Genomic DNA, 24,533 nt, shown 5'->3' on the forward strand with positions numbered 1-24,533 from the left:
TTCGACCGGGTGGCCTTTTTTCGTCTTTGATGAATTGAGCGGTGCTATGCCTACGCGTCTCACCCGCGACCGGTTTCTTCCAGTACTCCCCTCAGTCCAGCATACCGTCGTAGAGAGCGAAAAACAGCTCGTTCGCCGCCAACTCATCTGCGATGGAATTTGAGAGGAAAGAGTCGCCGTGAGATCTCTGTGTAACGGGCCATGATTCGAACGTCGAAAATGACTGCTGATTCATCGGATGTGTTGGAGTGGAGACTGGGACGGGTTGTGTGGATTCCGCAGCGGTCGGATACGCATGGTTCTCTGCCAGTAGCAATTGCTTGTCGACTTCTGCGAGGATTGCAGTGAGTCCATTTGACGAGGAAACGTGAGGATCAGCGGCGACCAATTCGGGGCTCGCTACCGGCGCAGCGCTCTCGACAGGTTCCTGCGGGGCAGGGCCATGTTCGTAAACGCGGATGTTGGAAAAAACGACTTCTGAGCGGGGCCTGTAAACATCTTCATCATTGACGAAGAACAGATACTTCACGTATCCCTGGTAGAATTCCCCGATGGGAATGACGTAGTGCACTGTGCCATTGGTATTCGAGGAAGTGCGAAAATCTTGTCGTCCCCAGGTATCGCTACCGCGTAGTTGGAACGTGCGTGAAGAGCTATGGTACCAATCATTGTCAAATCCGATGCCGTGAATTTCTCCTTCACGCAGGATCCGCAGGTCGAATTCCAACACCGTTTCGCTGGTAATCGTCATCGGCATGCTGATACGTTTCCAGACGTTCCCGTCCAGACGGACTGCGTTTCCGTCTTTTTCCACCGATGCATCGCCATTGGCGTCTTGATTCCCAGCGTACGAACGAATCGGACGTTGGTCGAAGTTGACCTCCACGACATCGACATCAACGCCGTGTGACACCGAGCCATATTGTGAGCCGCCGTTCGCCGCCGTTGCTGTGATCGTATGTTGCCGGCCGCTGTTCTGGTAGATGTGCGTCAGGTAAGTGGGATTGCCGGCGACATTCTGAACCGTACCGTCACCCCAATCGACCGTCCAATTGGACACGGCCAATCCGTCGCGGGTGTCGAGTCGTAACACGTAATTTTCGCCGACCGAAGCTTCACTCTCGCCACTGAGCGAAGTGGCTGCCTCAACCGCTACCGTGACCTTACCCGTAGACTCATTATTGGGTATTCCGTCGGTCATTGTGTAGGTGAACGTCTCCGTGCCGTAAAATCCTGTGGCCGGGGTATAGACGAGATTTGTCCCGCCATTGGCAATGAAGATGGTCCCGCCCGCCGAGCCTTGGCTGACAGCGATAATTTCTAAGGGGTCTGAGACTCCCGTAGTTTTGCTGTCGTTGGCGAGGACGTCGAGAGTGACCGAACCATCCGCTTCATCGGCCGCAAACACGTCATCGTGAGCCGTCATCGACTCATAGACCTGCACGTTAGCAAACGTACTGACCGAATTCGGATTCGAAACGTCCTCGTCATTGATGAAGAAGAGGTATCGAACCTCTCCGGTATAAAACTGGCCGATGGGAATAACAATCCGCACCAATTCGGAGTCGTTGGTGTTGGGAACGCGAAAATCCTGCAATCCCCATGAGTCGGTCCCGGCGAGTTGAAATGCGCGGTGTTGGTCGTGGTGCAGGTCTGTGTCAAAACCAATTGCTGACAGTTCCGCCGCTCTGAGACTGCTGAATTCCAATTCCAGTACCGTGTCGACGGTGATCGTATAGTCGTAGTTAATGCGTTTCCAAACGTTACCTGTCAACTGCAGTGTTGAGCCGCCGTCGTAGACTGCTGCGTTTCCTGCTTTGTCTTGCCCTTGGCTATAACTATTGACGCTGAAACTATTGAAATTCAATGGGGGGTTGGTCTCTTCGACGACCTGCACGATCAAGTTATTGGCTGCATAGGTCCCGTCCTCGTCCGTCGCCGTGGCTGAAATTGTAAATTGTCCGTCGCTGTTGGCATAGGAGTGAGTGGCCGTCGAGGGGTCGCCGTTGATCTGCTCGATCGTGCCGTCCCCCCAGTTGATCGTCCAATGCGAAATTGTGTCGTTCCCGGAATCTGTCGACAACAGTCCGAGTGTGTACGTGCTGCCGCCTTGCGTTGTGCCGCTTCCTGAAATCTCCAGCGTGGCCGCTGCGTTTTGTACGGTGACATTTTTAGAAGCGGCGGTATAGGTTCCGAAGGAATTCGTCGCAGCAGCTTGAATTGTCACGACTGTTGTGCCGTCGGTGTAAACGTGGGAGACGCTGTTCGGGTTTCCGGAAACAACCTGGACCGTGCCGTCGCCCCAATTGATGGTCCAGTGTGTGATGGATGCTGCTCCATCACCCGCGGCCGAGAGCCCCAGTTGGAAGGAGTTTCCCTCGACGACATACGTCGCTCCGGATGTCGCTAGATCCGGGACGGGATCGAACACGTTGACTACATGGTTGTCGGCCGCAAAGGTCTCATCTCCGTCGGTCGCAGTCGCTTGAATCGTGAATTCACCCGTACCATCGGCATAAGTGTGCGTGACGGAGTTAGGATTCCCAGCGACGACTTGAATTGTTCCGTCGCCCCAATTGATCGTCCAACTTTGAATCGGGGACCCGCCTTCGACAACTTCATCGAGTTGCAGAGTATAGGTCTGATCTTCGGCGACAGAGGACTCACCGGAAATGGCAATCTCTGTAGCCACCTCAGCGCGCGAGGCGGATATCGTGTATTGTCCTACCGAGCCGTATTCCCCGGTGCTACGCACGACCAGCACGTAATTCCCACCATCGACAGTCGTCGAAATGGTCGCGCCAAAGTTATTGGACGGGTCGGCGGTCGCAATCAAGTCTCCCGCTTGCGTTCGCAATTCGAGAACACTGTCGAGGTTGGCCCCAACTTCGGCGACGTTCAATTGTAGTGTCAACTGCCCCGCGGCCGCCGTGAACGAGAAGGCGTCTTGATCGCTCATTTTCTCGAGGATACCCGACGCCGACGCATTGTTGCCGGTGAAGGAAAGCGTCGTTGCGGAGCCCAACCCGCCATGGTCGTCCGTGCGGTAGCCAAACCCGTTGGCGGCGCGGGCGATGACTTCCATGTCGTCTTGATAAGCGTTCGAGGAATATGTCGTGCCGTCGCTCCACGTGCTGCGCGTTTGGTAGTACGACGATCCCATGATCGGCGCCCAGCCGTTGCCGCCGGGATTGTATTCATGGGTTTTGGAGCCGTCGACGTACCTGCTTTGATGCCTGAGACCAAAACCATGCCCGGCTTCGTGGGAGGCTGCTTCGCCGATGTACCGGGCGTTTTTGGCAAGGTGGTCCGGAAAGACATATACGGTATTCACGACCGAATCGGTAAAGGAGTTGATGTAACCCAATCCGCCAACGGTGCCGCCATACCAACTGCTGTTACCACCGATTACGACACGCATCGCTTCTCCGTTTGCGAAGCTGCCAGGTTCGATGGTCGTCACATCAATGTTAAACGGTGCGAAGTCTTCAGAGACTCTCTGCCAGATTTCGGTAATCGCATCGATTTCAGCCGTGCTAAAACTGCTGTAATCGCCATCGATGCTGAATGCCGGCGAAGTGATGTTGCTGTAAGCGCCCCACTGGGATTCAAAATGCCCGTCAAAATCCAAGTACAATTTCACCGACGCCGTGGGGTTGCTGGAGAGCAACGGCAAACTGGCCAAGGGATATTGTTCACCATCCCCTGATTCGTCGGGGGTTGTGGTCGTTTCGATGGGGTCGAGTCCATGCAGATGGCCACCGACGCAACAACCACAGCCGCATCCGTGGGAATGGTTTGTTTCGTCATCATCGGTGTGCATGCCGCCATTCAAATCGAGGCTGCTGGACATGACGAGACGGGGTTCTAAAGTTTGAAACCCCAGTTGAAGCTTGTTAAGCGTGGGGAGGCGGCGCGAAGTTTTGGGAATGGAGTGACCCACAAGCCGCGCGAGAAGTGAAGAGGCTTCGGTGGCAAGGTTTGTGTTCGACTTCGAACGATCTCGAAACAGCATGGCTGCAATCCCAGAAACGTAAAACGCTATTCAGAAATGAATTGACCTCTTCGGTAGCCTGGCAATCTCTCGAACGAGACCCATGGCTTTGCGTCCCCGTCTCGCGACGAGTTTGCCTTTGTCGAAGGCCCTGGAGGAGTGCAGCAGCCCGCGGCAAATCTGTGGTTTCAACGGTCAGCAATTCTCGTAGCCACCGCCAGAAGGTCGACGTTTTATGTTCGACCAACTCTGCGTCAAATGGCATTCGAGAAAGCTAACCGCCATTGAAAACTTGTGTCACAAATCGCAGCGTGTCAAAGAGAAGCTGCCGGCGCCGGCTACTTTTGCCATAAGACTTGTCTTGCGTGCAAAGTACCCCAAGCAGCGCTGTTGCGACGCAACACGGCATGCAAGACAACGATGTGCATTGGCAACGTGGTGCAGTGTTTCTCGAACAGTGATGATGCGTGAGGGCAACATGACAAGCCATGTTGCAAATTGCGGACATGACTCCCGTAGGCGTGGCAATCGATACCATCGACCGCAGCAAAGCATCGATGACACGGCGGTCGTGATGACCATCAGTCACCGCTGGGCGGGATTTTCATGATTGACGGGCCGTCAGCGGACGATGCGGCGAAAGACATCCTGCGTCAGATCGGCTTCGAGGAGTCCATCGAGTTGGCCCGCATCCAGCCCCTGCTTGAGGAGCGAAAACGTTTCGCGGGCGGCCGCCGTAGTTTGGTCGAGTTCCGGATCCCCTTGGGCGGCATTGAGATAAAAAGAAGGGAAACCGTAGCAGCCCCGTTTGGCCATTTCCTGCACATAGAGCGTGGAGAGTTGTCGAGAAATGGTGGGATCATCGACTTCGAACTGCAGGTAGGGATGGACCGAAATTCCGCCGCAACGGACCGACAAACCGGTCTCGTCAGCGACCTCGTTCATCCGCGAGATAATCGAGCGGCCGAGATCCTGGAGGTACTCAGGGACGCCCCGGCGGCGGATCTCTCGCAAGGTAGTCAGAGCAGCACGAATTCCGATCAGGTCGCTCCAATAGGTGCTGGAAATGAACATTTGCGCTGCCGGTTCCATTACAGCGCGGCTGCCAACGACGGCTCCCATCGGGTAGCCGTTGGATATCGATTTGGCAAAAACGGCCATGTCGGGTTCGATGCCCAGATAGGGTTGCACACCGCCGACGCTTAAACGAAAGCCGGTAGAGACTTCATCGAAGATCAACACTGTACCGTGCTGCTCAGTGAGCGAACGGACCTGTTGCAAATAACCGGCCAGTGGTTCCTCGCTGCGAAGTGGTTCCATGATGACCGCAGCAACCTCCCCCGCGTGTTTCTCCAGGAGCGATTGCAACGACTCGGCATTGCCATATTCAAAGGGGATGGCGGTTCCGGCCAATGATTGCGGGACGCCAATCGGCTCGATGCCGGGGAACAGATGCGCATCCAATGTGGCATCGGCCGAAAGATTTGCCGCCAGATACCAATCGTGCCAGCCGTGATATCCACAAAACACAATCTTTTCCCGCCCGGTTGCTCCCCGCGCAATGCGAACAGCTATGGCGCACGCATCGCCTCCGCCTTTGGCATAACGGACCATCTCGGCACAGGGAATCGTGGCGACTAATTCTTCGGCCAGTTCGATTTCCAGCTCATGGTTAATCGAGTAGTTCAGACCGGATTCGATTTGTTTGCAGACGGCCGCATCGACGACCGGATCACAATAGCCGAGGATGATGGCGCCGATCCCGCTGACCCAATCGATGTACTCATGTCCGTCGACATCCCAAAACCTAGCCCCTTTGGCGCGAGTCGCATAGGCGGGTGAAACGCCCATGGCGGCTCGTGATGGCCGTCGGCTAACCAACTGTGTGGCACCGGGGATCAATTCTTCGGCGCGGGCGTAAAGCTCCATGGAACGAGGGACACGGCAAACCGTTTTGTCGATGGCGGACATCGAGATTCCTTAATTTTATACCCGTGTTTGAGCGACAAGCAGGCAGGGCAAGTGCTTCTGGATGTGATGTCCGCCCCCGCCTTCAACCCCCTTCGGCTGGTTGAGACGGTAGGTCGTTGTCCTGTTCCGACTCGGTCACCTTGGGGACGGGGTTGCGGGCGTGGGTTCCCGGTTTGATTTGCGGGCCGATTTTGTGTTCATCCAGAATGGCCTGCAATTGATCGGTGTTCATGATTTCATTTTCGAGCAGCTCACGAGTCATGTGTTCCAAGACTTCGCGGCGTTCTTTGATGATGTCATGCGCCGTCCGATTTGCCTCATCGACGATGCGTTTGATCTCCAAATCAATTTCGCGAATCGTCTCCTCACTGTGGGCACGCTCGGTCGAGGCTCCAAATCCCGAAGCCAGAAACGGGGAGCGGTTGCTCACGTGATAATTCACACGCCCCAATTTGGGACTCATACCGAATTCGGTAACCATCCGTCGAGCTAAGTCAGTGGCACGTTCCAGATCGTTTTGAGCACCGGTCGACGTTTCTTGGAAGATCGTTTCTTCGGTGGCGATTCCGCCAAGGAACACACAGATCCGGTTGAATAATTCGGACTGCGTGACCAAATGCCGTTCTTCATCCGGATGCTGCAGCGTGTATCCCAGTGCCGACATGCCACGGGGGATGATGGAAATCTTGTGAACCGGATCGGTATGCGGCAGGCAGCAGGCGACGAGTGCGTGACCGCATTCGTGGTAGGCGACACGCTGTTTTTCTTCCGGGGTGATGATCCGCGTCTGTTTTTCCAGTCCGGCGATCACCCGTTCAATGCCCTCTTCGAACTCGGCCATCCCTACGGAAGTTTTGTTTTTGCGAGCGGCCAATAACGCGGCCTCGTTGACAAGATTGGCCAAGTCCGCGCCGACAAACCCCGGCGTCATGCGGGCGACCCGTTCTAAGTCGACGTCATCACCCACTTTGATTTTCACGATATGCACTTTGAGAATCGCTTCGCGGCCCTTAAAGTCGGGACGATCGACCAGCACGTGGCGGTCAAAGCGGCCGGGCCGCATTAACGCGGGATCCAGCGTTTCGGGCATGTTGGTCGCGGCCATTACAATCACGCTTTGGTCGGAGTGAAAACCGTCCATCTCGACCAACAGCGCGTTGAGTGTCTGTTCGCGTTCATCGTGCCCACCGGGCGCACCGCTGCCGCGGACTTTACCCAAGGCATCGAGTTCGTCGATGAAAATAATCGATGGCGACTTGGCGACCGCTTGTGCGAACATGTCCCGCACCCGTGAAGCACCCACGCCGACAAACATCTCGACGAAATCCGAGCCGGACAAACTAAAGAACGGCACACCCGCTTCGCCCGCTACGGCTTTGGCCAGCAAGGTCTTTCCCGTTCCCGGAGGACCGACCAGCAAAACGCCGCGGGGGATCCGTCCGCCCAAGGCTTGGTATTTGGCGGGGTTTCGTAAAAACTCGACCACTTCGCGGAGTTCATCCGCAGCTTCATCAATCCCGGCGGCATCTTCAAACGTGACTTCAAGATCTTCCTGTGCGTAGAACCGTCCGCGGCTGCGACCGAACGACATCGCCGTTCCGGCGCCTCCCATGCGGCGGAAGAAGAACATCAGCAACAGAAACAGGATAATCAAGGGGAGGAAGACCATAAACATCCCCCGCCATTCCGACGGCGGAGGCTCATACGCGAAGGGAATCCCCTTGGATTCCAGCAACTTTTCTAAACGGTCGCTGGCCATGTCCGACTGTGCGTTGATGGGGATGTAAAACTTTTTCGGAATCGGAGGTTTTCCGTCTTTGGGATCAGGACGATCTTGAAAGCGGATGAATTCTTTGCCGATCGTCAGATTGTGGATGTTTGTGGCATCCAGGCGATCTTTTTGATCCTCGCCTTTGTTGATCGCGGTAAGAAATGCACTGTAGTCCATTTCCTGGCTACTGTTATTCCGCTCGACGATCGTAACCATCAGCAGAATCACGACGATGAAACCCAAAATGTACCAATGCAAATTGCTGGATTGAGGGCGTTCGGGGCGGCTTGGTCCGCGTTTATCCGGCGATTTCGTCGGTTTATCAGTCATGAGATCTCGATTTTGGCTGTTAGTATTTGCCGTATCGTCTTTAATAATTTTTGCGGCGATGCAGATCGGCTACGGTGAAAAATAGCCATCGTCATGCGTCCCCTAAAGTCATCGCCGATCGTTTCCTGCGGTTCCTGGTCGTTGGGCGAGGATTGCCGGACTCATTGTTGGCATTCTTGGCGCCATGGTTGGGGGGAACGTTCCTGAACTTTATGTCGTGACGAATCACAGGTCAACTCAAGCTGCGACCGCTCGCTGCGGCCTTTCAAGCCACGAATTGAGATTCGTGATGCCAATCATCGACAAACTCGGCGATTTATGCAAAATCGGCATGCTGGCCACCTTGGCACGTTGATTGTAGTCTTCGCCCAGGAAAAAACTGCCGGCTCTCCACTCCCTATCGGAATCCTCCATGAAAATCACCAATGTCATCTGTCAAGTTTTGCGGTCCGCTTCGGTCGAATCCAAGACCGCCAGTTGCCAAGACGTTGTCCTAGTGCGAATTCGCACGGATTCGGGATTGGAAGGCATTGGGGAGGCCGATTCCTCGCCGGAGGTCGTCAAAGCCATTATCGACGCCCCATTCAGCCACAACATCGCCTGCGGCTTGCGCGAAGTCTTGTTGGGTGAGAATCCGCTGGAAACCGAGCGGCTGTGGCAAAAGATGTACCGGGCTACGATGTATTTTGGACGGACTTCGGTCACGATATCGGCCATGGCGGCGCTTGATATGGCGCTGTGGGACCTGAAAGGCAAGCATTTTGGCGAGCCGATTCACCGGCTTTTGGGGGGCAAGCAGCACGACTCGATTCGCGCGTATGCGTCGATTCTGTTTGGCCGCGACGGTCAGGAAACGGCGGAGATTGGCCAACGGTGGATCGCCGCTGGGTATACAGCGGTCAAATTCGGTTGGGAGCCGATGGGTCAAAGCGAAGCGCTGGACATCGAACTGGTCCGCGGCGCGCGAGAGGGGATCGGCGAGAACACGCTGTTGATCGACGCCGGGTGCGTGTGGGATACGCGGACCGCTTTACGGCGAGCGACCGCATTTGCGGAGTTCGACATCGAGTGGCTGGAAGAACCGTTGCGGGAGGACAATATCGACGGCTATGTCTGGCTGCGCGATCGCTCCCCAGTGGCAATCGCATCCGGAGAAGGGGAGTGTGGACGCGAAGCGTTTCGCCCGCTGTTGGATCGCCGGGCATTGGACGTCTATCAAGTCGATTTGTCCCGCAATGGATTTACGGATGCCGCCTACATCAAGGCCCGCGTGGAGGAGATCGGCGCACGTCCTTGTAACCATTCCTACACCAGTCCGATCACAGTTGCCGCCAGTGTCCAATGGCTCTGCACCTGCCGCGATGCCTTTTTGTTCGAAGATTGCGTCGAGGATGTCCCCATGCGGCATGAGCTGACGCACGAACGAATTCAAGCGACCAATGGCAGCATCGAAGTCTCCGACCGGCCGGGATTGGGGATCACGCTGAACGAGGAGTTTGTGGCGGCGCATTTGGTTGATGAGTCGGTGTGATTGGATCGCGATGTGTTGTGCGAAAACCCTCACCCCCGGCCCCTCTCCGTTGGGTACGTGTGTGGACCCCAACGCGTGTACGTGTTTCAGGTCGGCCCGCAAAACGACTACGCCCGTTTTGTCGTGCGGGTTGATTTCAATTCGGTCGACATACGATTCCACCAATTGCCGGTCGGCCAATTCGCTAGTGCGTTCGGCAGTGAGCCGATCGATGTCTCGGAATTGTCGTTCCGCCCATTCGCGGAGCTCCTTTTCGGCCGGCCTGGGCTCCGGTGGCTGATCCGGTTTCATCCGGGCCTGTAGTTTATCACGTTTCGCTTTCAAGTCAGCCAACGTCTGTTGGATTTCATCCAAACCGTCGAACACGGGATCGGCCAACATGTTGAGTACCGTTTTGATTTTGCGATTAATGAGATCGAGCTCGCGTTTAGCCGGTTTGGGTCGTGGGGTCCTCTTTTTCGGTTTCATCGCGGCCTTCACAAACGCGTCGACCGCCTGCTTCGTTTTGCCATGGTCGGCCAGCAGCAGTCTTTTGATCGTTTTAACGACGAAGTCATCCAAGGCGTCGGCCGGTATATTTGTATGTTTACAGACCGCCTTACCACGGCGATGGTAGCCCGCATCGGAATAGCTGCGATACCCGTCGCCGTCTCGACCGCGATACCGCCGGTCCCGACGGTGCACGAAGTTATGGCCGCAGTTCGTGCAGATCATCAGGCTGGAGAGCAGTGCCCGTCTTTTCGTACTGGCTCGACCACCGGCTCGGTGACGCTTGGCGATGGCCTTTTGAGCCAGCTGGAACCGATCCGGTGAAACCAGGGGCTCATGCACCCCTTCAGATAGGATCCAATCCTCTTCCTTGTTCATCCGCCTGGCCATCTTCTGCTTGGGCCGCAGTGTGCCGTCGCCTTCCAAACAGAAGAGGCTTCCCGAGGTGTGGCGGTTCCAGGCGATGGCGCCCCGATAGACCGGATTCTTGAGAATCTTCGCGATGCGGGTCGTCTTCCACGGCATTCCGCCGGGTGAAGGAATCCCTTCGTCATTCAAAGTGGAGGCGATGAAGTAGTAGCCATAACCGGTTACACACCAGTCAAACATACGCTGAACGACCTCAACCCGCTCAGACAGGCTGGGCACGAAGCGGATAATGTCGCTTTTCGCCTTCTTAATGTTCACGCCGGGCTGCATGATCCGCAGCAACTTACCGTCAGGCCCAAACTCCTGTTTGCTGCCGTCAGGCAACCAACGCAATGTCCGCAAGATTGTGCCGTCCGATGCAACGTGCTGTTTGTCGTAACCGTACGGCGGTGGTCCGCCGGGAGCGCTACGGCGTTCACGGATACTGCTGATTTGTCCCCGAATCGAATCGCGGGCCAGTTTTATCGAATACTGACGGGCCTGCCAGGACTTTACCCCCTGGATCAGTTCCCCGTCATCGCCGTCGGGAATTCCGTCGGCGGGAAACAGCGCATTGACGCCCGCCAATTTTAAGCGATGCAGATAATAGCCGGTTTCGTTGGTCCCGCCGCGCGAAAACCGAGAGATGTCGTAGCACAGCACGGTGTCAAAATCGCGTTGGCCCTCGGCCGTGTCGAGCATGCGGCCGAAATCGTCGCGCCCGCGGGTGCTGGTGCCGGAAATGGCATCATCGACATACCATCGCAGAATGCGGTAACCATGTTCCTTGGCCCACTTTTCAATGTAGGCCATTTGGTCGGGGATCGAGCGGTCCTGTAGATCCGTGCTGCGGCGGGCATAGCCAACGGCCACGATGAGAGTAGAATGGCGTTTAGCCATGATGGTCCCTTTCTCAAGCAAAGGGTGGTTGTGGCGAGAACCGTCGGCGGTGTTCGCGCACCCCGGCGGTTCGTTATTTGGGTCGAACCGTCACGAGAAACGCGCCAGCGGGCCACCAGTGCGGCCGTGTGGCGCGTTCCGCGAGCGGGTGCGTCTAGCGGTTCAGCGTGAACAAACCGCGATCCACCTTCTTGAAGCGGGCATGTTTGCCCTGCTTCTGGATGTCCCTGAGAATGGCGGCGTAAAGCGTCGCCGCCGGAGTCTTGCCGCCGGGCGATTTCCACAAACGCTGTTTGGCCATCTGCTCGACCATCGCCTGGCAGTTCAGCGGTTCTTTTGATTTTTCGAGCACGCGGATCGCGGTCTGAATCTGGCTCAATTTTTCCTTCTTGGCGGTGGTCGTTTTGCGGGTCGTTTTCTTCGCGGCCATGATAAATGTCCTTTCTGGTGTCCCTAGTTTCGGTTCACGGCGACGTTCGCCGCTCGTCAGGACAGGACAGTTACCTCGATTCCCGGCCGTCATCCAGCCATGTGGCCTCGGAATCCGCGTCTTCGCCGAAAACTTCGCGCCCCGAAAAATCGCCGGCTTTCACCCGTTCCTCGAGCTCTTTCAAAAACCGCCATTCCCACAGCGGCACGAGGGCGACGTCCTGCCGCGAATACCGCTGCACGATAATCGGCTCATCGGTTTCGACGACGACCTTGTACGCGAAACCGAGGATTTCCCGCAGTTGGCTGATGGGGAGTACGCGTTCAAAGGGCATTGGCCCACCAATTTCAGTTCAGTACAAAAAAAGAAACTCTGCTTAATAGCGCGACTGTTCCCGCTGGCATCTGGAGAAAAGAGCATTTCGGCGGAGGACCCCTCGGTGCGATGTCCGCTTTCTCTTGCTGTAGAACGGTCATATACTATGGCGATTGGAGAATCTGACATGCGAATTCGCAGCAATCGTCGAACTGAAACAGAAGCAGTTAACGCTGTGCGATCGTTCTTTGAATATCATAATTGCGTGTTTCAAAACGTCGATCAGGAGAACGACTACGGTAAAGACGCATACGTCGACTTAACCCATGAGAATCGAGTGACGGGTACATGCATTGGTGCCCAGATCAAAGGGGATGTCTCCTACCGGCGGGCAGATGGTTACGCTATTCCAATCGACGAGCATTTCGATGTGTGGCGGAATTCGAGCATGCCAATCACTGGTCTCGTCTACGACCCTGACGACGGGTTGATTCGATGGTGCAGTATTACCGCATTTCTTGAATCTCTGAAGGGCGAACGGCCGGCCAGCATTCCAGTGCCAGCAGAAAATGTTCTCACTACTCAATCATTCGAGACGCAGTTCCGTCCGCATTTCGAACGTGAAGCACGGCGTACTGCGGCTGGAAATTGTGTCTTAGAAATCTGTTCTGATTCACCTGACCGTCGCATGATGGCCATCTCGGAGTGTTTTGCACACGGTAGATCCGATCCGCGCGTGTTGACTTCGCTGCGATATTTGCTGAATTCACTCGATGACGATTGTCTTCGCCTGGCAGTCGTCGTGCTCACGCATACAACTCCACACCCCGATATTCTCTGGACGAAGGACAATTGGATTCCGCAAGAGATTTGTGATGCCGTCTGTGCTCACTTCCGCTGGACACCGCAGGAGATTTTCAAACTCCTCAGCATCATTGAGCCAGAGGAGTTCGTTAGAGGAGGAATGGGCGAGCACGTCTATATGACGATTGTTCAAGATCCAGCGTTTCGGACAAAAGTTGAGGATGCCATTGAATTAGCTCTCGAATCGAACAATGAGGACGCCGCGTGGTATTCCTTTTATCTCTGTGTGTATTGGGCCGGCCAAAATGCGAGAGAGAAGCTCAAGCAGCTTGTTACACGTTTTCCTGATCTTCAATCATTAGATTTTTTCAGCGAGACGGTCACGATTGTGAATCAGGAGGGTTATGTGACGTTGTTCGAGTAAATGCGTGCTCGCGCACTCGCGCTTGACCCCACGGGTCGGCCGTCGCGCTTGCACGGCACGGCCCGCAGCCGGGCCCGTGCGCGCACGGCCGGGGGGTACTAGGGGGGAGTGCGCGCGCGCACGGACGAGCCGGCAGGCTGCGCTTCTGTGGCAAACTGCACTGATTTGGTAACCCCGAACTTCCACCGAAACACGAGTTCTGCTTCCTCGGCAGCGCGCAGCAACCGACTGGCTTTTCGAGCGGAAAGGCCTTGTTCTTTGGCCTTTTTTGTGATCTGCGCCTTCAACGCCGGTTCGTCCGTCCGTGCGCGCGCTCGCGCACCGCTGCGGCGCCTGCGCGCACGAGCAGTCTGCAGGTCGGCCGGGTCGAGCGAGTCGTCGGGATTCCACACCGGGAATTGCCACCGGAGCACACGCGGTTCAATCGGTGGCCATGACCGGACGGCTGCATCGAGCACGGCGCAATTCGGTTCTTCGTGCGGGCGCAGGACCAGGTGCGTGTCGGTGGCTCGGCTCTGGCTCCCTGCGCCCGCACCAACGTCGGTCACCGACTTCCCCGACTGACTCCCCTTGCTGCTGTGGTGCACGAGCACGAACGAACAGTGAAGCCGTGCGGCGAAGTTGTCCAAGTGGTTGTACAACTGCGACATCGTGCCGTTGTCGTTCTCATCGGTGTCGCGCGGCATGAAGCGGTAGAACGCGTCGAGCACGATCAGCTTAAACCGGTCGGGCGACAGTTCCTGAAAGCAGGTGGCCAACCCGTAGATGTCCTTCAGGCCGCCGCGCACGTTGGCCACGCAAATCCGGTCTCCAACGTCATCGAACGGAATGCCGCGCGCGTCCATCACTTTCGGTATGCGGTGGGCCGACGTCTCGCGATGCAGTTCGTTGTCGATGATCAGCACGTTTCCCTGTTCGGTCTCAAACGTTTCCAGCCACTGCCGGCCGGTGGCGACAGCCAATGCCAGGTCGTTGACCAGCCAAGACTTGCCGACCTTCGGACTGGCGATAACGTTCATCGTCTCGCCTTCCCGCAGTAGGCCGTGGATCACCGGACGCCGCAATTCAGGGTGTTCAATGACCAACTGCGAAAGGCTCCTCGCTGGCAGGGATGACGGCAGGTCGAGTTCGACGCCCCGCTCGCGTTCCTCATCGATGATCGCCTGATTGTCTTCAGGGATACATTCCTCCGGTCTTGGCGGTGACGTGATCTTGTCCGGCTTGATTTCGGCATGGGCCCATTCGCGGATTTGCTCCGCTCATGGCGCAAGCACCAGCGGGCCAATCAAGACTTTGGAAACGCCTTCGGCTTCGAGTTCGTCCCAGCATTGCCGCGCGAACTCCAGCCCATGTACCTTTCCTCTGGCTCGAGCCGCTTCCACGTCGTGACCGGCGCGATACACAATCTGCTCGCTGTCCATGTCGGGACGGTCGAATAATTCGGCCGACGGGACGAGAATCTCAGCCTTTCGACGCACGGCACGCCGGCTGCGCCACATTTCCTCGATCATGTCCTCGTCGACACGCTTCCAGCTTGCGGCGGCCGATGCCGTGGTCGCGAACCCTTCGCGGTATGCCTGCTCGGCCTTCAGCAGCAGCGGCGTGGTCGGGAATTCCGGACCGTCGTTGTAGAATTGAACGGTATCAGCCGGCAGCGCGAGATCGGTCATGCTACTCCTCTCGGCGTTCGGCTTCCCAGCGTTCAATCAGCCAGGAAGCGAGCGTGTCAACTCGGCGGTCCGTACCGGAATCTGATTCGGAAGTGGCCACTGAGAAATCGAACTTCCCGATGCGTTGCGGTGATGCAGTGTCCGCCATTTGATGCCCGTTTGCTTGAGACGAAAAACGGGCGACACGACCGGCGATGAGGAAACTGGCCGTGCCGCCCGACCAACGATGCTCATGCTTCGCCCTTAGCCTTGTAGGCCGCACGGAAGTCGCCGAGAGCACAACCGTAGTCGAAGTACACCCGCCACGTCGCAGCGAGGCGGTTCGGATCGGCGTCGAAGCCGAAGAACTCCACGGTGGGCGACTGCTTGCCCTGCAGGAAGGCCACGATCAGCGCGGCGTCCTGGCGGGACCCAAAGAGATACCAGGCCTTGGCCGACGTGCCGGCGAAGCGCTGCGCGTTGGACAACCGCGGTTCCACCTCAAGCGAAACGGCGTTCTTGAGCGCGTTGCCTGTCGGCGTGTCATCGTTGGCCCGCTGGATGAAATCGCTCTGCAGCAACTCCTTGGCCGTCTGCTGCAATTCCGACGGCACCAGCAGCGTGCGGGCACGGATATCGAGATCGCGGTTTTCGTCGTCGCGCTGCGCCATCATGCGGGCCAGGCCGATGGCCAGTGCGGCGGCATCCAGCGCGGTCTCCACGCCCTCATCGTAGTTGCCATTCCCGCCGGCGAAAAAGCTCCCGGCGTTGGCCAACAACACTTTGTAGACCAGATCGGAAAGTGACCGCATCGCCGCCCGGCCGAGCGAACGGGCTGTGTCGTCGAACATCGACAGGTCGTCGTTGATGATATCTCGCCGGTCGATGGACAACATTTTGCCGAACGTATCGACTGAATAGGTGTAGGTCGATTCGTCGATGCTACCATGCTTCAATTCGCCGCCTTTGGCCACTTCCGACAAATCGCCAGTGTCGCTGGGACGAACGCCGGTGTGATCCTTAAAGTCCTTGGCCGATTTGATCGCCGCGAACGCCCGCCAGGTGGCCGGCGTCTCGCTATACGACTCGAACAGCACTTTGTTCGCCGCATTGCCCAAGGCGACCGGCAGCGAATAGGTCGTCAGCGCGGCTTGGATCATCGCCTCGCGGCCCTGCGGCGTGTCACGGCCATCGGCCTGCAGGCTATAGTGGCAGAGGTCGACCAAGTTCGTACACCGCAGATCGCGGGCCTGCTGCATCGCCTGCGGTCCGAGCTGCTCTTCCGCCAGCCCCTCGCAGCCCATATGTGACAAAATTGCCGCCTCGATGGTGGCGTTCGTGGGAGCGTGGTCGCGGGCGTGAATGATCGGCGGTTTGGGACGCGATTCGCGCAGCGCGGCGAGCTCGGCTTGTTGCACATCCCAACCGTCACGGATGGCGGTCGCCTCGATGTCGACGTAGCGGCCACCGCAAACTCGGCGGATCGCGGTGATGCGTTCGGTTTCTGAGGCGGCTTGCTCACGGATCTGTTCAGCGGTCGGTGTGGTGGTTTCTTCAGGCATTTGAGATTCCTTCTGGGATGCCGCAATCGCGACCGACGTGCTCGCGTCCGCGCCGATGGCGACAATGGAGGCTTCGCGGAGAGTGGAGAATTTCACAAAGAGAAAGCCGCTCGCCGGTGATTTGATGCTGCGGCCGTTCGCCTCGATGGATTGGCCGGGCGGAACCCGCTCGTAGTCGGTGGGGGTCACGCCAACAGAAGCTTGGAACCGAAAACCGCCCTTGGCGAGCTCGATGATCTGGCGGGCCGTTTCGCTGGACGGCGAGATTGCCCCGGCGACGATCAATCGCCCGTCGTGAACCGAGGCCCGGCCGTGCCCGACAATCCCCTTCAACGAGGAATCGTGATCGGCCAATATGCCCACCTGTGCGGCGGGGATGTCGATGCCCCGCAAGTCGATCACGACCGGTCCCCAACCGGGCACCGTCATCAGGCCGCCGGAGTAGGCCAGGATGGAAACTTCGGGATGCGTTTGGCCGGCCGCTTGGATGTCCACAGAGCCAGCGGTGAACAGGATTTCGTCGATGGTTGCCGTGCTCATTGCTGCTTGCTCCTCCGTTTCCGCCATGCGATTTCGTCAGGCATCATGGTTCGGTCGTACGTCTGCAATTCGCCTCGCCGCGTTTCGAGGTCGCGTTGGGTGTCCTCGCACAAAGTGAACTCAACGAGACCATCGCGGCTCAAGCGAGGCGGATGCACGTGCATAACAAAAACACTCTCGTCTTCGCGCAGTTCGACTTCGAACTCGTCGATGGCCGACCACACTGCAATTCGCAGCGCTCGAATCCGCTGCGCCGCAGAAATCCCCAACTCGATGTTGCACCACGTGCGCGGCAGAAAGCACTGCTGTTCCTCCAGCACAGCTGCCGCGCGATCAACATGCTTCGTTCGCCACTGGTAATTCCGGCCTTCTCGGGGCGGGCTGACGACGTTTTTGCGAATCAGATAGTCGAGCGCCGGCACACGTGCGTCGAAGCCTCTTTCCCTCAATTCGGATACGACATCCTCGGTGCTCTTGGGGTACGCGTCCGGCTGACCGCGACCGACCAATTCCACATACTCTTTCCGATTCAGTGTTGCGTTCACTCGTTCAACCTTTCTGGGGTGTGTGAACAAGGAAAAAAAATGTCCCTCTATTATTTACCTACCGCAAAACTCCGCGAGTTGACGGCAAATTACCAGATATTTTGCATAATTTCTGTAAATAATTTTTGCCGAGCACCAAAACCACAACAGATGGTGTGCCTCCTGGGAGACGGTACAATCGCACTCGTGCGGTGATGCACACAGCGATTTACGCATTTAAAAGAAAACGGGACTTGATATAAATTTCTTTTACCGCACCATGGAGTTGATCACGTTGTAGCGGCAATTCAACCCTTTCTGAGATGGCCAATTCTTGCCGCTTCGCCTTATTGACCAGGGTACCCAAATCCAGGGAACCAAATTTACCTTGGCGCAAAGGTGCGATTTACTAATGCAAGCCTTTTTCTTAACCGCTGACTGCAGAGGCGAATGCAACCGAAGCGATGTAGATCGTCCGCGAATTGTGTTCGGTAAGTCGCGCAGTCTAAGTTAGTAAAATGAAGGTTCCACTCGGCGGTCAAGTTCACCACCGCACCTTGAGTGAAACCAGGACGAGACGCCTTATGGACACAGTAAATTGGGAAGAAAAATTGTTGTACGTTTTTGACGGCAGTGTCCGCTCCTTCCGACGTAGGTAGTTACGCAAGGGTGCTTGGGCTGAAACGGCCGAGCTCAAGAAGTGGCGTGACCAGCGAATAACCCGCAGTGATATTCACACTTAAAACAATTCTTAACGGCAGCCTGATGGGCCACAATTCGGTGGCCTACAAATGAAAGGCGAGAATTACCAATAAGAATAAGGCGGTGGGATGATGCATCGAAAAGAATCTGCGAGAGAATTTGTCCGTAGACGCGCAGTTGAACTACGGAAATAGGGTGAGACAGTTGCGTCAATTTGTCACTTTCTGAATGTCAGCGCACCGGCGGTGACGCGCTGGTGGCGACTGTCCAAAGCAGGATTATCGATTGATCCGGCGCCATCTTCAGGCCGCCCGAGACGCCTCAATCACGAAGACTTGAAGAATCTCGCACAACTACTTGAGGAAGGCGCAAGTGCACACGGATGGCCGAACGACCTCTGGACAACTCCGCGTGTGCGTGACCTTATTCGCCGTGAGTTGGGCGTGGAATTCTCGCGTTCGCATGTATGGGTAATTCTAAAGCAGTACCTTGGATGGACCTCGCAACAGCCGACGACACGTTTTCGAGAACGTGACGAGGCCAAGATTAAGAGATGGCCATATACGCAGTTCAAACGAATCTTATGCGAGGCGGCCAAATTCAACGCCTATATTGCCTTTATCGACGAAGCAGGTTTTATGCAAATGCCTGTTCTCCGAAGGACGTTTTCACCCTGCGGTCAACGTCCCGTAGTTAAGATTTCGGATCCGCACGGGCGAATTTCGACAGCATGTGCTTTGACAGTCAGCCCAAGGAATCAAAGGGCGAACATCTACTTCAAGATGCTCGCGAACAACACAAATTATACTGGAACCTCAATCGCTAGATTCGTGCGGCTCCTCAGTGTCAAAATAAACGCACCTCTTATCGTCGTTTGGGACTGCATTCTGATTCATCTCGCAAAACCCGTCCGCCAAGTTGTACGCGATTGTGGCAGCATCTCACTGAGAATGCTGCCGAAATATGCACCTGAAATAAATCCAGCCGATAAAGTGTGGGCGCATGTGAAATATGGATGTCTTGCGAACTACGCTCCATCGACACTTGACGATTTGCGTATCACCGTGAAATCTGAGCTGGTCGCGTTGAAGAGCCGAACGGATCTCTTACATTCATTCATTCGGCGAGCAGGACTTGACATTAAGCAACTTAAAAAGTCGAAACCGTCCTCCTAACAAATCGGAGCTAGCTCGCCTTTTGGTTGTTCAAATTTGATCCTTCTATACGACGTTTGTTTTTAATAGTCACTCGTGTTGGTCCACCAGCCAAATCACATCAGACGCTCTGCCTTGGCCGGACTTTGGAAATAGTGATTTGCTAAACTCCGGCGGTCATCACGTCCGTTGCAAAACGCTGGGGCACATCGACCGATCGCCATTCGCGTCGTTCTAGGTGTAACCGCTTCACGGAACAGTAAGAGACAACCGTCTGTGCATTGTTCTTGGGTGCTAAAAACTCGGCCGCGAACCGACTTGTTGACGAAATGGGCCGAAAAACCAACGATGACTGCAATCAATCGAGCCACACCCTCCCCCGCTCCCAAGCGAACCAAATCCGCTCCACACGGCTACCCCTCCCCTCTCCCAGGGGGAGAGGGGGGAGTGGTTTGTGGCAGTGTTTTGCTCTGGGCAGTGTTTTTTACTCCCTCTCCCTCTGGGAGAGGGCTGGGGTGAGGGGCAAGCCACCTTCGACGATCCTCCACTCACTTTTAACCATCCTCTCACCTATTGAGAAAAGAAGAACAAATCAGTAACAGCTCTCATTTTAATAGTCTTCTCTTCGAAGGCCATTTTATTCACGCGTGCCTGGGCTCACCGCATGTTCAACGGATCGACGTCCACCACATATTCCACGTTGCTCGATTTGGGCAACTTAGCGGCGACGCTGCGCCAGAGCTTTTGGATCGTTTCCGCTTGTTCGGCTGCTAATTGGAAGTGGTGGCGGTAGAACTTGTTGAGTTTCATGATCGGGGCGGGGGCGGGGCCGAGTACGCGGACGGGGAGGTCTGATTCCTCGGCAGCTTTTCGCAGAACAGTGGCCATACTGTTGGCGAACTCAACGACTTCGTCGTCGTACAAACCGCGCAGGATCACGCGGGCCAAATGCCAAAACGGGGGGGCCTGCATTTCGCGACGGTGTTGGATTTCGGCGTGGACGAATCCTACGTAGTCGTGCGCGGTGGCAAACTGGATCGCCGGTTCGTCGGGCGAGGAGGTTTGCACAAGCACGCGGCCCCCTTTGCTGCTTCGCCCGGCGCGGCCGGCGACTTGGGCGATCAATTGAAACGTGCGCTCCGCGGCGCGGATGTCAGGTTGATGCAAAATCGTATCGGCATCGATCACGCCGACCAATGTGACATTCGGAAAATCGAGTCCCTTGGCAATCATTTGGGTGCCGAGCAGAATCTGTACTTCGCCCTTGCGGAACGCATCGAGTGCGGTTTCATAACTGCCCCGTTTGCGCATCGTGTCGCTGTCCATACGTAGGCATTTGTAGCGTGGAAATTTCGAGGCGACTTCTTCTTCCAGGCGTTGTGTCCCGATGCCAAAATACCGCACGGCCGCATGTCCGCAACGGGGGCAGGTCTTGGGGGGATCGATCGCAAATTCACAGGTGTGGCACATCGCCAAGTGGCGGTCTTTGTGCCAGGTGAGCGTGATGTCGCAATTGGGACACTTAATCCCTTCGCCACACGCCTTACACCACAGTACCGGGGAGTGTCCACGGACGTTGAGAAACAGGATGACTTGTCCGCCGTCTTCAACAGCAGTCCGAATCGCGGTTTGGATAGCGCGGCCGATACCGGAGCCGGAGACACACCGGGGGTCATTGCGGACATCCACGGCACTGACCGGCGGCAATGGTAGGTCGCTGACTCGTTTTTTGAGTGTAATGAGTTGATCAATGCCCCGTCGCGCGCGGGCGTATGATTCCAACGTCGGTGTGGCAGAGCCGAGTATCAGCGGAATTCCGGCCATCTTAGCGCGTTGTCGTGCGACTTCGCGAGCGTGATAGCGCGGCGTGGTTTCTTGTTTGAAGGTGGTTTCGTGTTCCTCGTCGATTACGATCAAACCCAAATGCGTTGTCGGGGCAAAAACAGCGCTGCGGGCGCCAACGACCACCTGTACGTTCCCGGACGATATCAGCTTCCATTGGCGGTGACGCTCCGCATCGGTGAGGTGACTATGCAATACGGCCACACTGTCGAAACGGCTCTCGAACCGGCGGATCGTTTGCGGCGTGAGGCTGATTTCCGGTACGAGGACGATCGCTTGTCGGCCATAGCTGACGACTTCCCGGATCGTTTGAATATAAACCTCGGTTTTTCCGCTACCGGTCACTCCGTGCAGCAACAAGGTTTCATGTTTTTGTGAGCGCAACGGCTGAAGGATCTGCTCCAGTGCGGTGCGTTGCTCGGGGTTGAGTGTGAGATCTTGTTCCCGCTCGACTGCGTCGGTCGAGGGGGGGGAAGCAGCGGCGCGACGACGCGTGACTCGCAAAATTCCTTTATTTTTCAGGCCATTGACCGGTCCACTGCCGCAATCGGCGCTCTGTTCAATTTCCTTGGACTGCAACGGTTCACCGGCAGCGCGGAGGGCGGCGATCACGGCTGCCTGTTTGGTGGGGAGATTCGTTTCCCCCAGCCGGGTTAAGGCCTCTTCGTCGATGCTGAAATAGGTGCGCATTCGGGTGCCGGCATAGTTTTTGACGCCGGCAGGAATGATGGTGTTGAGTGCTTGGCCCCAACTACACAGGTAACGTTCGCCGATCCACTGTGTCAAATCCAACATATGTTGGTTGAGCAACGGTTCGCGGTCGATGACTTCTAACAGCGACTTCAGTTTGCCCGCATTTTTGGGCCGAGAAAACCCGACGCAATAACCGGTCGTGGGCCGGTTGCCGCGCCCAAACGGACAACGCACCCGCTGCCCGGCGCGGAGTTTGCCCCGCCACGCTTCGGGAACGAGATAGGAAAACGCCTGCTCCATCGGTCGATTGAAGACAACCTCGGCACACTCAACATCCTCCTCAGCCGCCAATTCCCACGGCAGCGGATCGTCATCGAAGAGTTGTTGTTGCGCCGGTGGGGTCATTGGTTGTGGTGATTGAGAAGGGTTTTCGTCACGGAGGACCAGTAGGCAGTAGGGTTCGACGATTAAGTCTTTTACCTAAAGCCTAAGGTCTACAGCCGACGGTCTCTTTCCATCTGCGTGGTCATTTGGCATTTAATTCCCGCTCCGCTAAGATTCTAACATCTGAAACGCAAAGCGAAAGAAGTAAGGAAACCTTGACGATGCGGCTGGGAATATTTGGTGGGACGTTTGATCCGGTGCACTACGGGCATCTGCTCTTGGCTGAGCAATGTCGTGAACAATGCCAATTGGACGAAGTCCGATTCATGCCGGCCGGGATTCCACCGCACAAAGCGGATGTAAAAATCTCATTCGGCAAAGACCGGGTGGAGATGTTGCGATTGGCGATCGCTGGGCAGGAATCGTTCACGGTCGACGAACGCGAATTGTCTCGCAGCGGACCGAGCTATACCTACGAGACACTTGAAGAACTCCGCGAAGAAGATTCGCAGTGCGAATTGTTCCTGATCATCGGGGCCGATTCGTTGCGTGATTTTCCGATTTGGCGTCATCCGCAGCGGATTCTGGCAGCGGCTCAGTTGGCTGTCGTGAATCGTGGTGGCGAACCGATGCCACAACTCGATGAGCTGATATCGCTCATGGGGCCAGAGGTCGCGACGCGGACGCATCTGGTGACAATTCCCGGCCTGGAGTTGGCCTCCTCCGACATTCGCAAGCGTGCCGCATCCGGGCAGAGCATTCGCTACATGACCCCCCGTGCGGTCGAATGCTATATTGAAGCCCAACAGCTTTATCGCTGATAAATCGGCAATAACTGGTAAGCCGGTGTTAGCGCCAGCACTGAAAGTGACGTCGTATAACTGCGGCCGAAATAGTCGCCGTTGTTGAAGTTTTCGCGCTCCCAGGATCCGTCGGCTCGTTGATTTGCGAGCAGATGTTTTGAGAGTTGCGGATAAAACTTCGTCCAATACTCGCCGCCCAGTTGATACATCGCCTGGCTGCAGTAATAGGCTCCGTAATGGTAGGGAAACGAGGCGGTGTTGTACCGCGCAAAGGAATAGCGGAGCACGTTATTGCCCGCCAGTTGGGCGATTTCGGTGTTGTGCTCTCCTCCCAACGAGAGCGAAACGATTCCGCCGCCGACAATTCCTGGGGTAATCAGATTGAAGGAACGGTGCGGCGTGTATGAGAATGTCCGGCGATTATTGTTGAAGCATCGCCGGATGTAGGCCATCGCCTCTTCAATCCATTCTTTGGGGACGTGAAATTCAGCGTTCCGTGCCGAGCGCATATACATCAATTGCCAGGAGGTGGCCGATAGATCCGCATCAATGCCTTGCCGGGGACGAATGTACCGCCAGCCACCGTGATCGAGAGGACTGGTTTTGGCCTTCTCCTGCACGCGGCGGAGAAATTGTAATCCTGCGGGGATGGCCGTTTTGGTGCGTTCGCGCAGTTGCGGATTGGTCATGCCGTAGACTTCGCCCAACATCAAACCGGCAATGGCATGATTGTAGTTCCCCGCATGCGAAGCGCCGTCGTGGACATGATGCGGTTCCGGTTCGATGAACGAAAGCATGCCATCCTCGCGCTGGCAGGTGAGCACAAAATCGATCGCGCGATTGATCCGCTCGCCATGCGGGCCCTCGCCGGGTAAATGTCCGCGAGACAGAAAGGCCAACACACACAGCGCCGTGACGCCTGGCTGACCGGTGGGGGGCGCCTCGAAAGAACCATCTTCGCGTTGATGGGCCGCCAAGTAATCCAGTCCGCGATGGATCGAGCGATCCACGTTGCGCCATTGGGCCGCCGAAAGTACGTCGCGTGGCGAGGATGGAGCAGTGGGTGTGAGGGGCGTCGCTGGTTCCTCTGCGCCGGCAGGCTGAGCCGCTGCTAAAATCAAACTCAACACCAGCCCGTATTGAACTGGTCGACGGGTATGTGAACGCTTCACCGAACCGCCTTCGTTCTTGATCGGAAATGCCAAATCGTGGTCCGCTGCAACTCAGCGGCGCTTGTCCGCCGAGTATAACTCAGCCAACCGCGTTGCGACATCCCTTTGTAGGCGGAGACACAAAAAAAGCCCCCGGCGGAA

At 56.4% G+C, this 24,533-nt stretch carries 14 protein-coding genes, 2 pseudogenes and 1 riboswitch; of the genes and pseudogenes, 4 read left to right on the top strand and 12 right to left on the bottom strand.

Annotated elements, in window-relative coordinates; genetic code table 11:
- Nucleotides 1–91: 91 nt before the first annotated feature.
- From CA54_RS17040 to ftsH, 3 genes are all read right to left on the bottom strand, one after another.
- On the bottom strand, nt 92–3,853 hold the full coding sequence (locus CA54_RS17040) for an Ig-like domain-containing protein (protein ID WP_146372010.1): 3,762 nt from the start codon (nt 3,851–3,853) through the stop codon (nt 92–94).
- Nucleotides 3,854–4,064: 211 nt separating this feature from the next.
- Nucleotides 4,065–4,142: riboswitch (cyclic di-GMP riboswitch) on the bottom strand.
- Nucleotides 4,143–4,615: 473 nt separating this feature from the next.
- A complete protein-coding gene (locus tag CA54_RS17045; protein ID WP_146372011.1) occupies nt 4,616–5,965 on the bottom strand; it encodes an aspartate aminotransferase family protein in 1,350 nt (449 codons plus the stop codon).
- Between the two features lie 82 nt (nt 5,966–6,047).
- Nucleotides 6,048–8,066, bottom strand: a complete 2,019-nt coding sequence (gene ftsH / locus CA54_RS17050; protein ID WP_146372012.1) for an ATP-dependent zinc metalloprotease FtsH — start codon at nt 8,064–8,066, stop codon at nt 6,048–6,050.
- Between the two features lie 412 nt (nt 8,067–8,478).
- On the opposite strand from ftsH, the gene CA54_RS29860 reads away from it, so the two are divergent.
- Entirely contained in the window at nt 8,479–9,597 is a 1,119-nt protein-coding gene (locus CA54_RS29860; RefSeq protein WP_146372013.1) for a mandelate racemase/muconate lactonizing enzyme family protein, read from the top strand.
- A 543-nt stretch (nt 9,598–10,140) separates the two neighbouring features.
- Here CA54_RS29860 and CA54_RS29865 read toward each other — a convergent pair.
- From CA54_RS29865 to CA54_RS29430, 3 genes and pseudogenes are all read right to left on the bottom strand, one after another.
- Nucleotides 10,141–11,394: pseudogene (locus tag CA54_RS29865) on the bottom strand (recombinase family protein); the annotation flags it as partial.
- 154 nt (nt 11,395–11,548) lie between these two features.
- A complete protein-coding gene (locus CA54_RS17065; RefSeq protein WP_197532518.1) occupies nt 11,549–11,824 on the bottom strand; it encodes a winged helix-turn-helix domain-containing protein in 276 nt (91 codons plus the stop codon).
- 70 nt (nt 11,825–11,894) lie between these two features.
- Nucleotides 11,895–12,158 (bottom strand): hypothetical protein, encoded by a 264-nt coding sequence (locus tag CA54_RS29430; protein ID WP_197532519.1) that lies wholly within the window; start codon nt 12,156–12,158, stop codon nt 11,895–11,897.
- Nucleotides 12,159–12,263: 105 nt separating this feature from the next.
- On the opposite strand from CA54_RS29430, the gene CA54_RS17070 reads away from it, so the two are divergent.
- Nucleotides 12,264–13,367, top strand: a complete 1,104-nt coding sequence (locus CA54_RS17070; RefSeq protein ID WP_197532520.1) for a DUF4365 domain-containing protein — start codon at nt 12,264–12,266, stop codon at nt 13,365–13,367.
- A gap of 98 nt (nt 13,368–13,465) precedes the next feature.
- Here CA54_RS17070 and CA54_RS17075 read toward each other — a convergent pair whose 3' ends face one another.
- From CA54_RS17075 to CA54_RS17090, 4 genes are all read right to left on the bottom strand, one after another.
- The gene (locus CA54_RS17075) at nt 13,466–14,452 is read right to left on the bottom strand and encodes an AAA family ATPase (protein WP_197532521.1); all 987 of its coding nucleotides are present in this window, start codon (nt 14,450–14,452) and stop codon (nt 13,466–13,468) included.
- 174 nt (nt 14,453–14,626) lie between these two features.
- Nucleotides 14,627–15,037, bottom strand: a complete 411-nt coding sequence (locus CA54_RS17080) for a hypothetical protein (RefSeq protein ID WP_146372018.1) — start codon at nt 15,035–15,037, stop codon at nt 14,627–14,629.
- Nucleotides 15,038–15,267: 230 nt separating this feature from the next.
- Complete coding sequence (locus tag CA54_RS17085; protein ID WP_197532522.1) at nt 15,268–17,118, bottom strand: phage major capsid protein; 1,851 nt, start codon at nt 17,116–17,118, stop codon at nt 15,268–15,270.
- Nucleotides 17,115–17,663 (bottom strand): hypothetical protein, encoded by a 549-nt coding sequence (locus tag CA54_RS17090; protein ID WP_146372020.1) that lies wholly within the window; start codon nt 17,661–17,663, stop codon nt 17,115–17,117. Before CA54_RS17090 ends, CA54_RS17085 begins: the two co-directional genes overlap by 4 nt.
- Nucleotides 17,664–18,550: 887 nt before the next feature.
- Here CA54_RS17090 and CA54_RS17095 point away from each other — a divergent pair.
- A pseudogene (locus CA54_RS17095) lies at nt 18,551–19,519 on the top strand (IS630 family transposase); the annotation flags it as partial.
- A gap of 636 nt (nt 19,520–20,155) precedes the next feature.
- Here the strand turns inward: CA54_RS17095 and priA are convergent.
- On the bottom strand, nt 20,156–22,438 hold the full coding sequence (gene priA / locus CA54_RS17100; RefSeq protein ID WP_146372022.1) for a replication restart helicase PriA: 2,283 nt from the start codon (nt 22,436–22,438) through the stop codon (nt 20,156–20,158).
- A 200-nt stretch (nt 22,439–22,638) separates the two neighbouring features.
- On the opposite strand from priA, the gene nadD reads away from it, so the two are divergent.
- On the top strand, nt 22,639–23,238 hold the full coding sequence (gene nadD, locus CA54_RS17105; RefSeq protein ID WP_146372023.1) for a nicotinate-nucleotide adenylyltransferase: 600 nt from the start codon (nt 22,639–22,641) through the stop codon (nt 23,236–23,238).
- Here nadD and CA54_RS17110 read toward each other — a convergent pair.
- A complete protein-coding gene (locus CA54_RS17110; protein WP_146372024.1) occupies nt 23,229–24,392 on the bottom strand; it encodes a prenyltransferase/squalene oxidase repeat-containing protein in 1,164 nt (387 codons plus the stop codon). The two genes, nadD and CA54_RS17110, sit on opposite strands and share 10 nt — an antisense overlap.
- Nucleotides 24,393–24,533 lie beyond the last annotated feature (141 nt).

This window comes from Symmachiella macrocystis, assembly GCF_007860075.1.
Taxonomy (GTDB): domain Bacteria; phylum Planctomycetota; class Planctomycetia; order Planctomycetales; family Planctomycetaceae; genus Symmachiella; species Symmachiella macrocystis.

Excerpts from the sequence above, each read along its gene's own strand:
- CA54_RS29860 (WP_146372013.1), top strand. The coding sequence starts at position 8,479 with ATGAAAATCACCAATGTCATCTGTCAAGTTTTGCGGTCCGCTTCGGTC.
- CA54_RS17045 (WP_146372011.1), bottom strand. The coding sequence starts at position 5,965 with ATGTCCGCCATCGACAAAACGGTTTGCCGTGTCCCTCGTTCCATGGAG.
- CA54_RS17040 (WP_146372010.1), bottom strand. The coding sequence starts at position 3,853 with ATGTCCAGCAGCCTCGATTTGAATGGCGGCATGCACACCGATGATGAC.
- CA54_RS17065 (WP_197532518.1), bottom strand. The coding sequence starts at position 11,824 with ATGGCCGCGAAGAAAACGACCCGCAAAACGACCACCGCCAAGAAGGAA.
- priA (WP_146372022.1), bottom strand. The coding sequence starts at position 22,438 with ATGACCCCACCGGCGCAACAACAACTCTTCGATGACGATCCGCTGCCG.
- CA54_RS29430 (WP_197532519.1), bottom strand. The coding sequence starts at position 12,158 with ATGCCCTTTGAACGCGTACTCCCCATCAGCCAACTGCGGGAAATCCTC.
- ftsH (WP_146372012.1), bottom strand. The coding sequence starts at position 8,066 with ATGACTGATAAACCGACGAAATCGCCGGATAAACGCGGACCAAGCCGC.
- nadD (WP_146372023.1), top strand. The coding sequence starts at position 22,639 with ATGCGGCTGGGAATATTTGGTGGGACGTTTGATCCGGTGCACTACGGG.
- CA54_RS17085 (WP_197532522.1), bottom strand. The coding sequence starts at position 17,118 with ATGAGCACGGCAACCATCGACGAAATCCTGTTCACCGCTGGCTCTGTG.
- CA54_RS17080 (WP_146372018.1), bottom strand. The coding sequence starts at position 15,037 with ATGACCGATCTCGCGCTGCCGGCTGATACCGTTCAATTCTACAACGAC.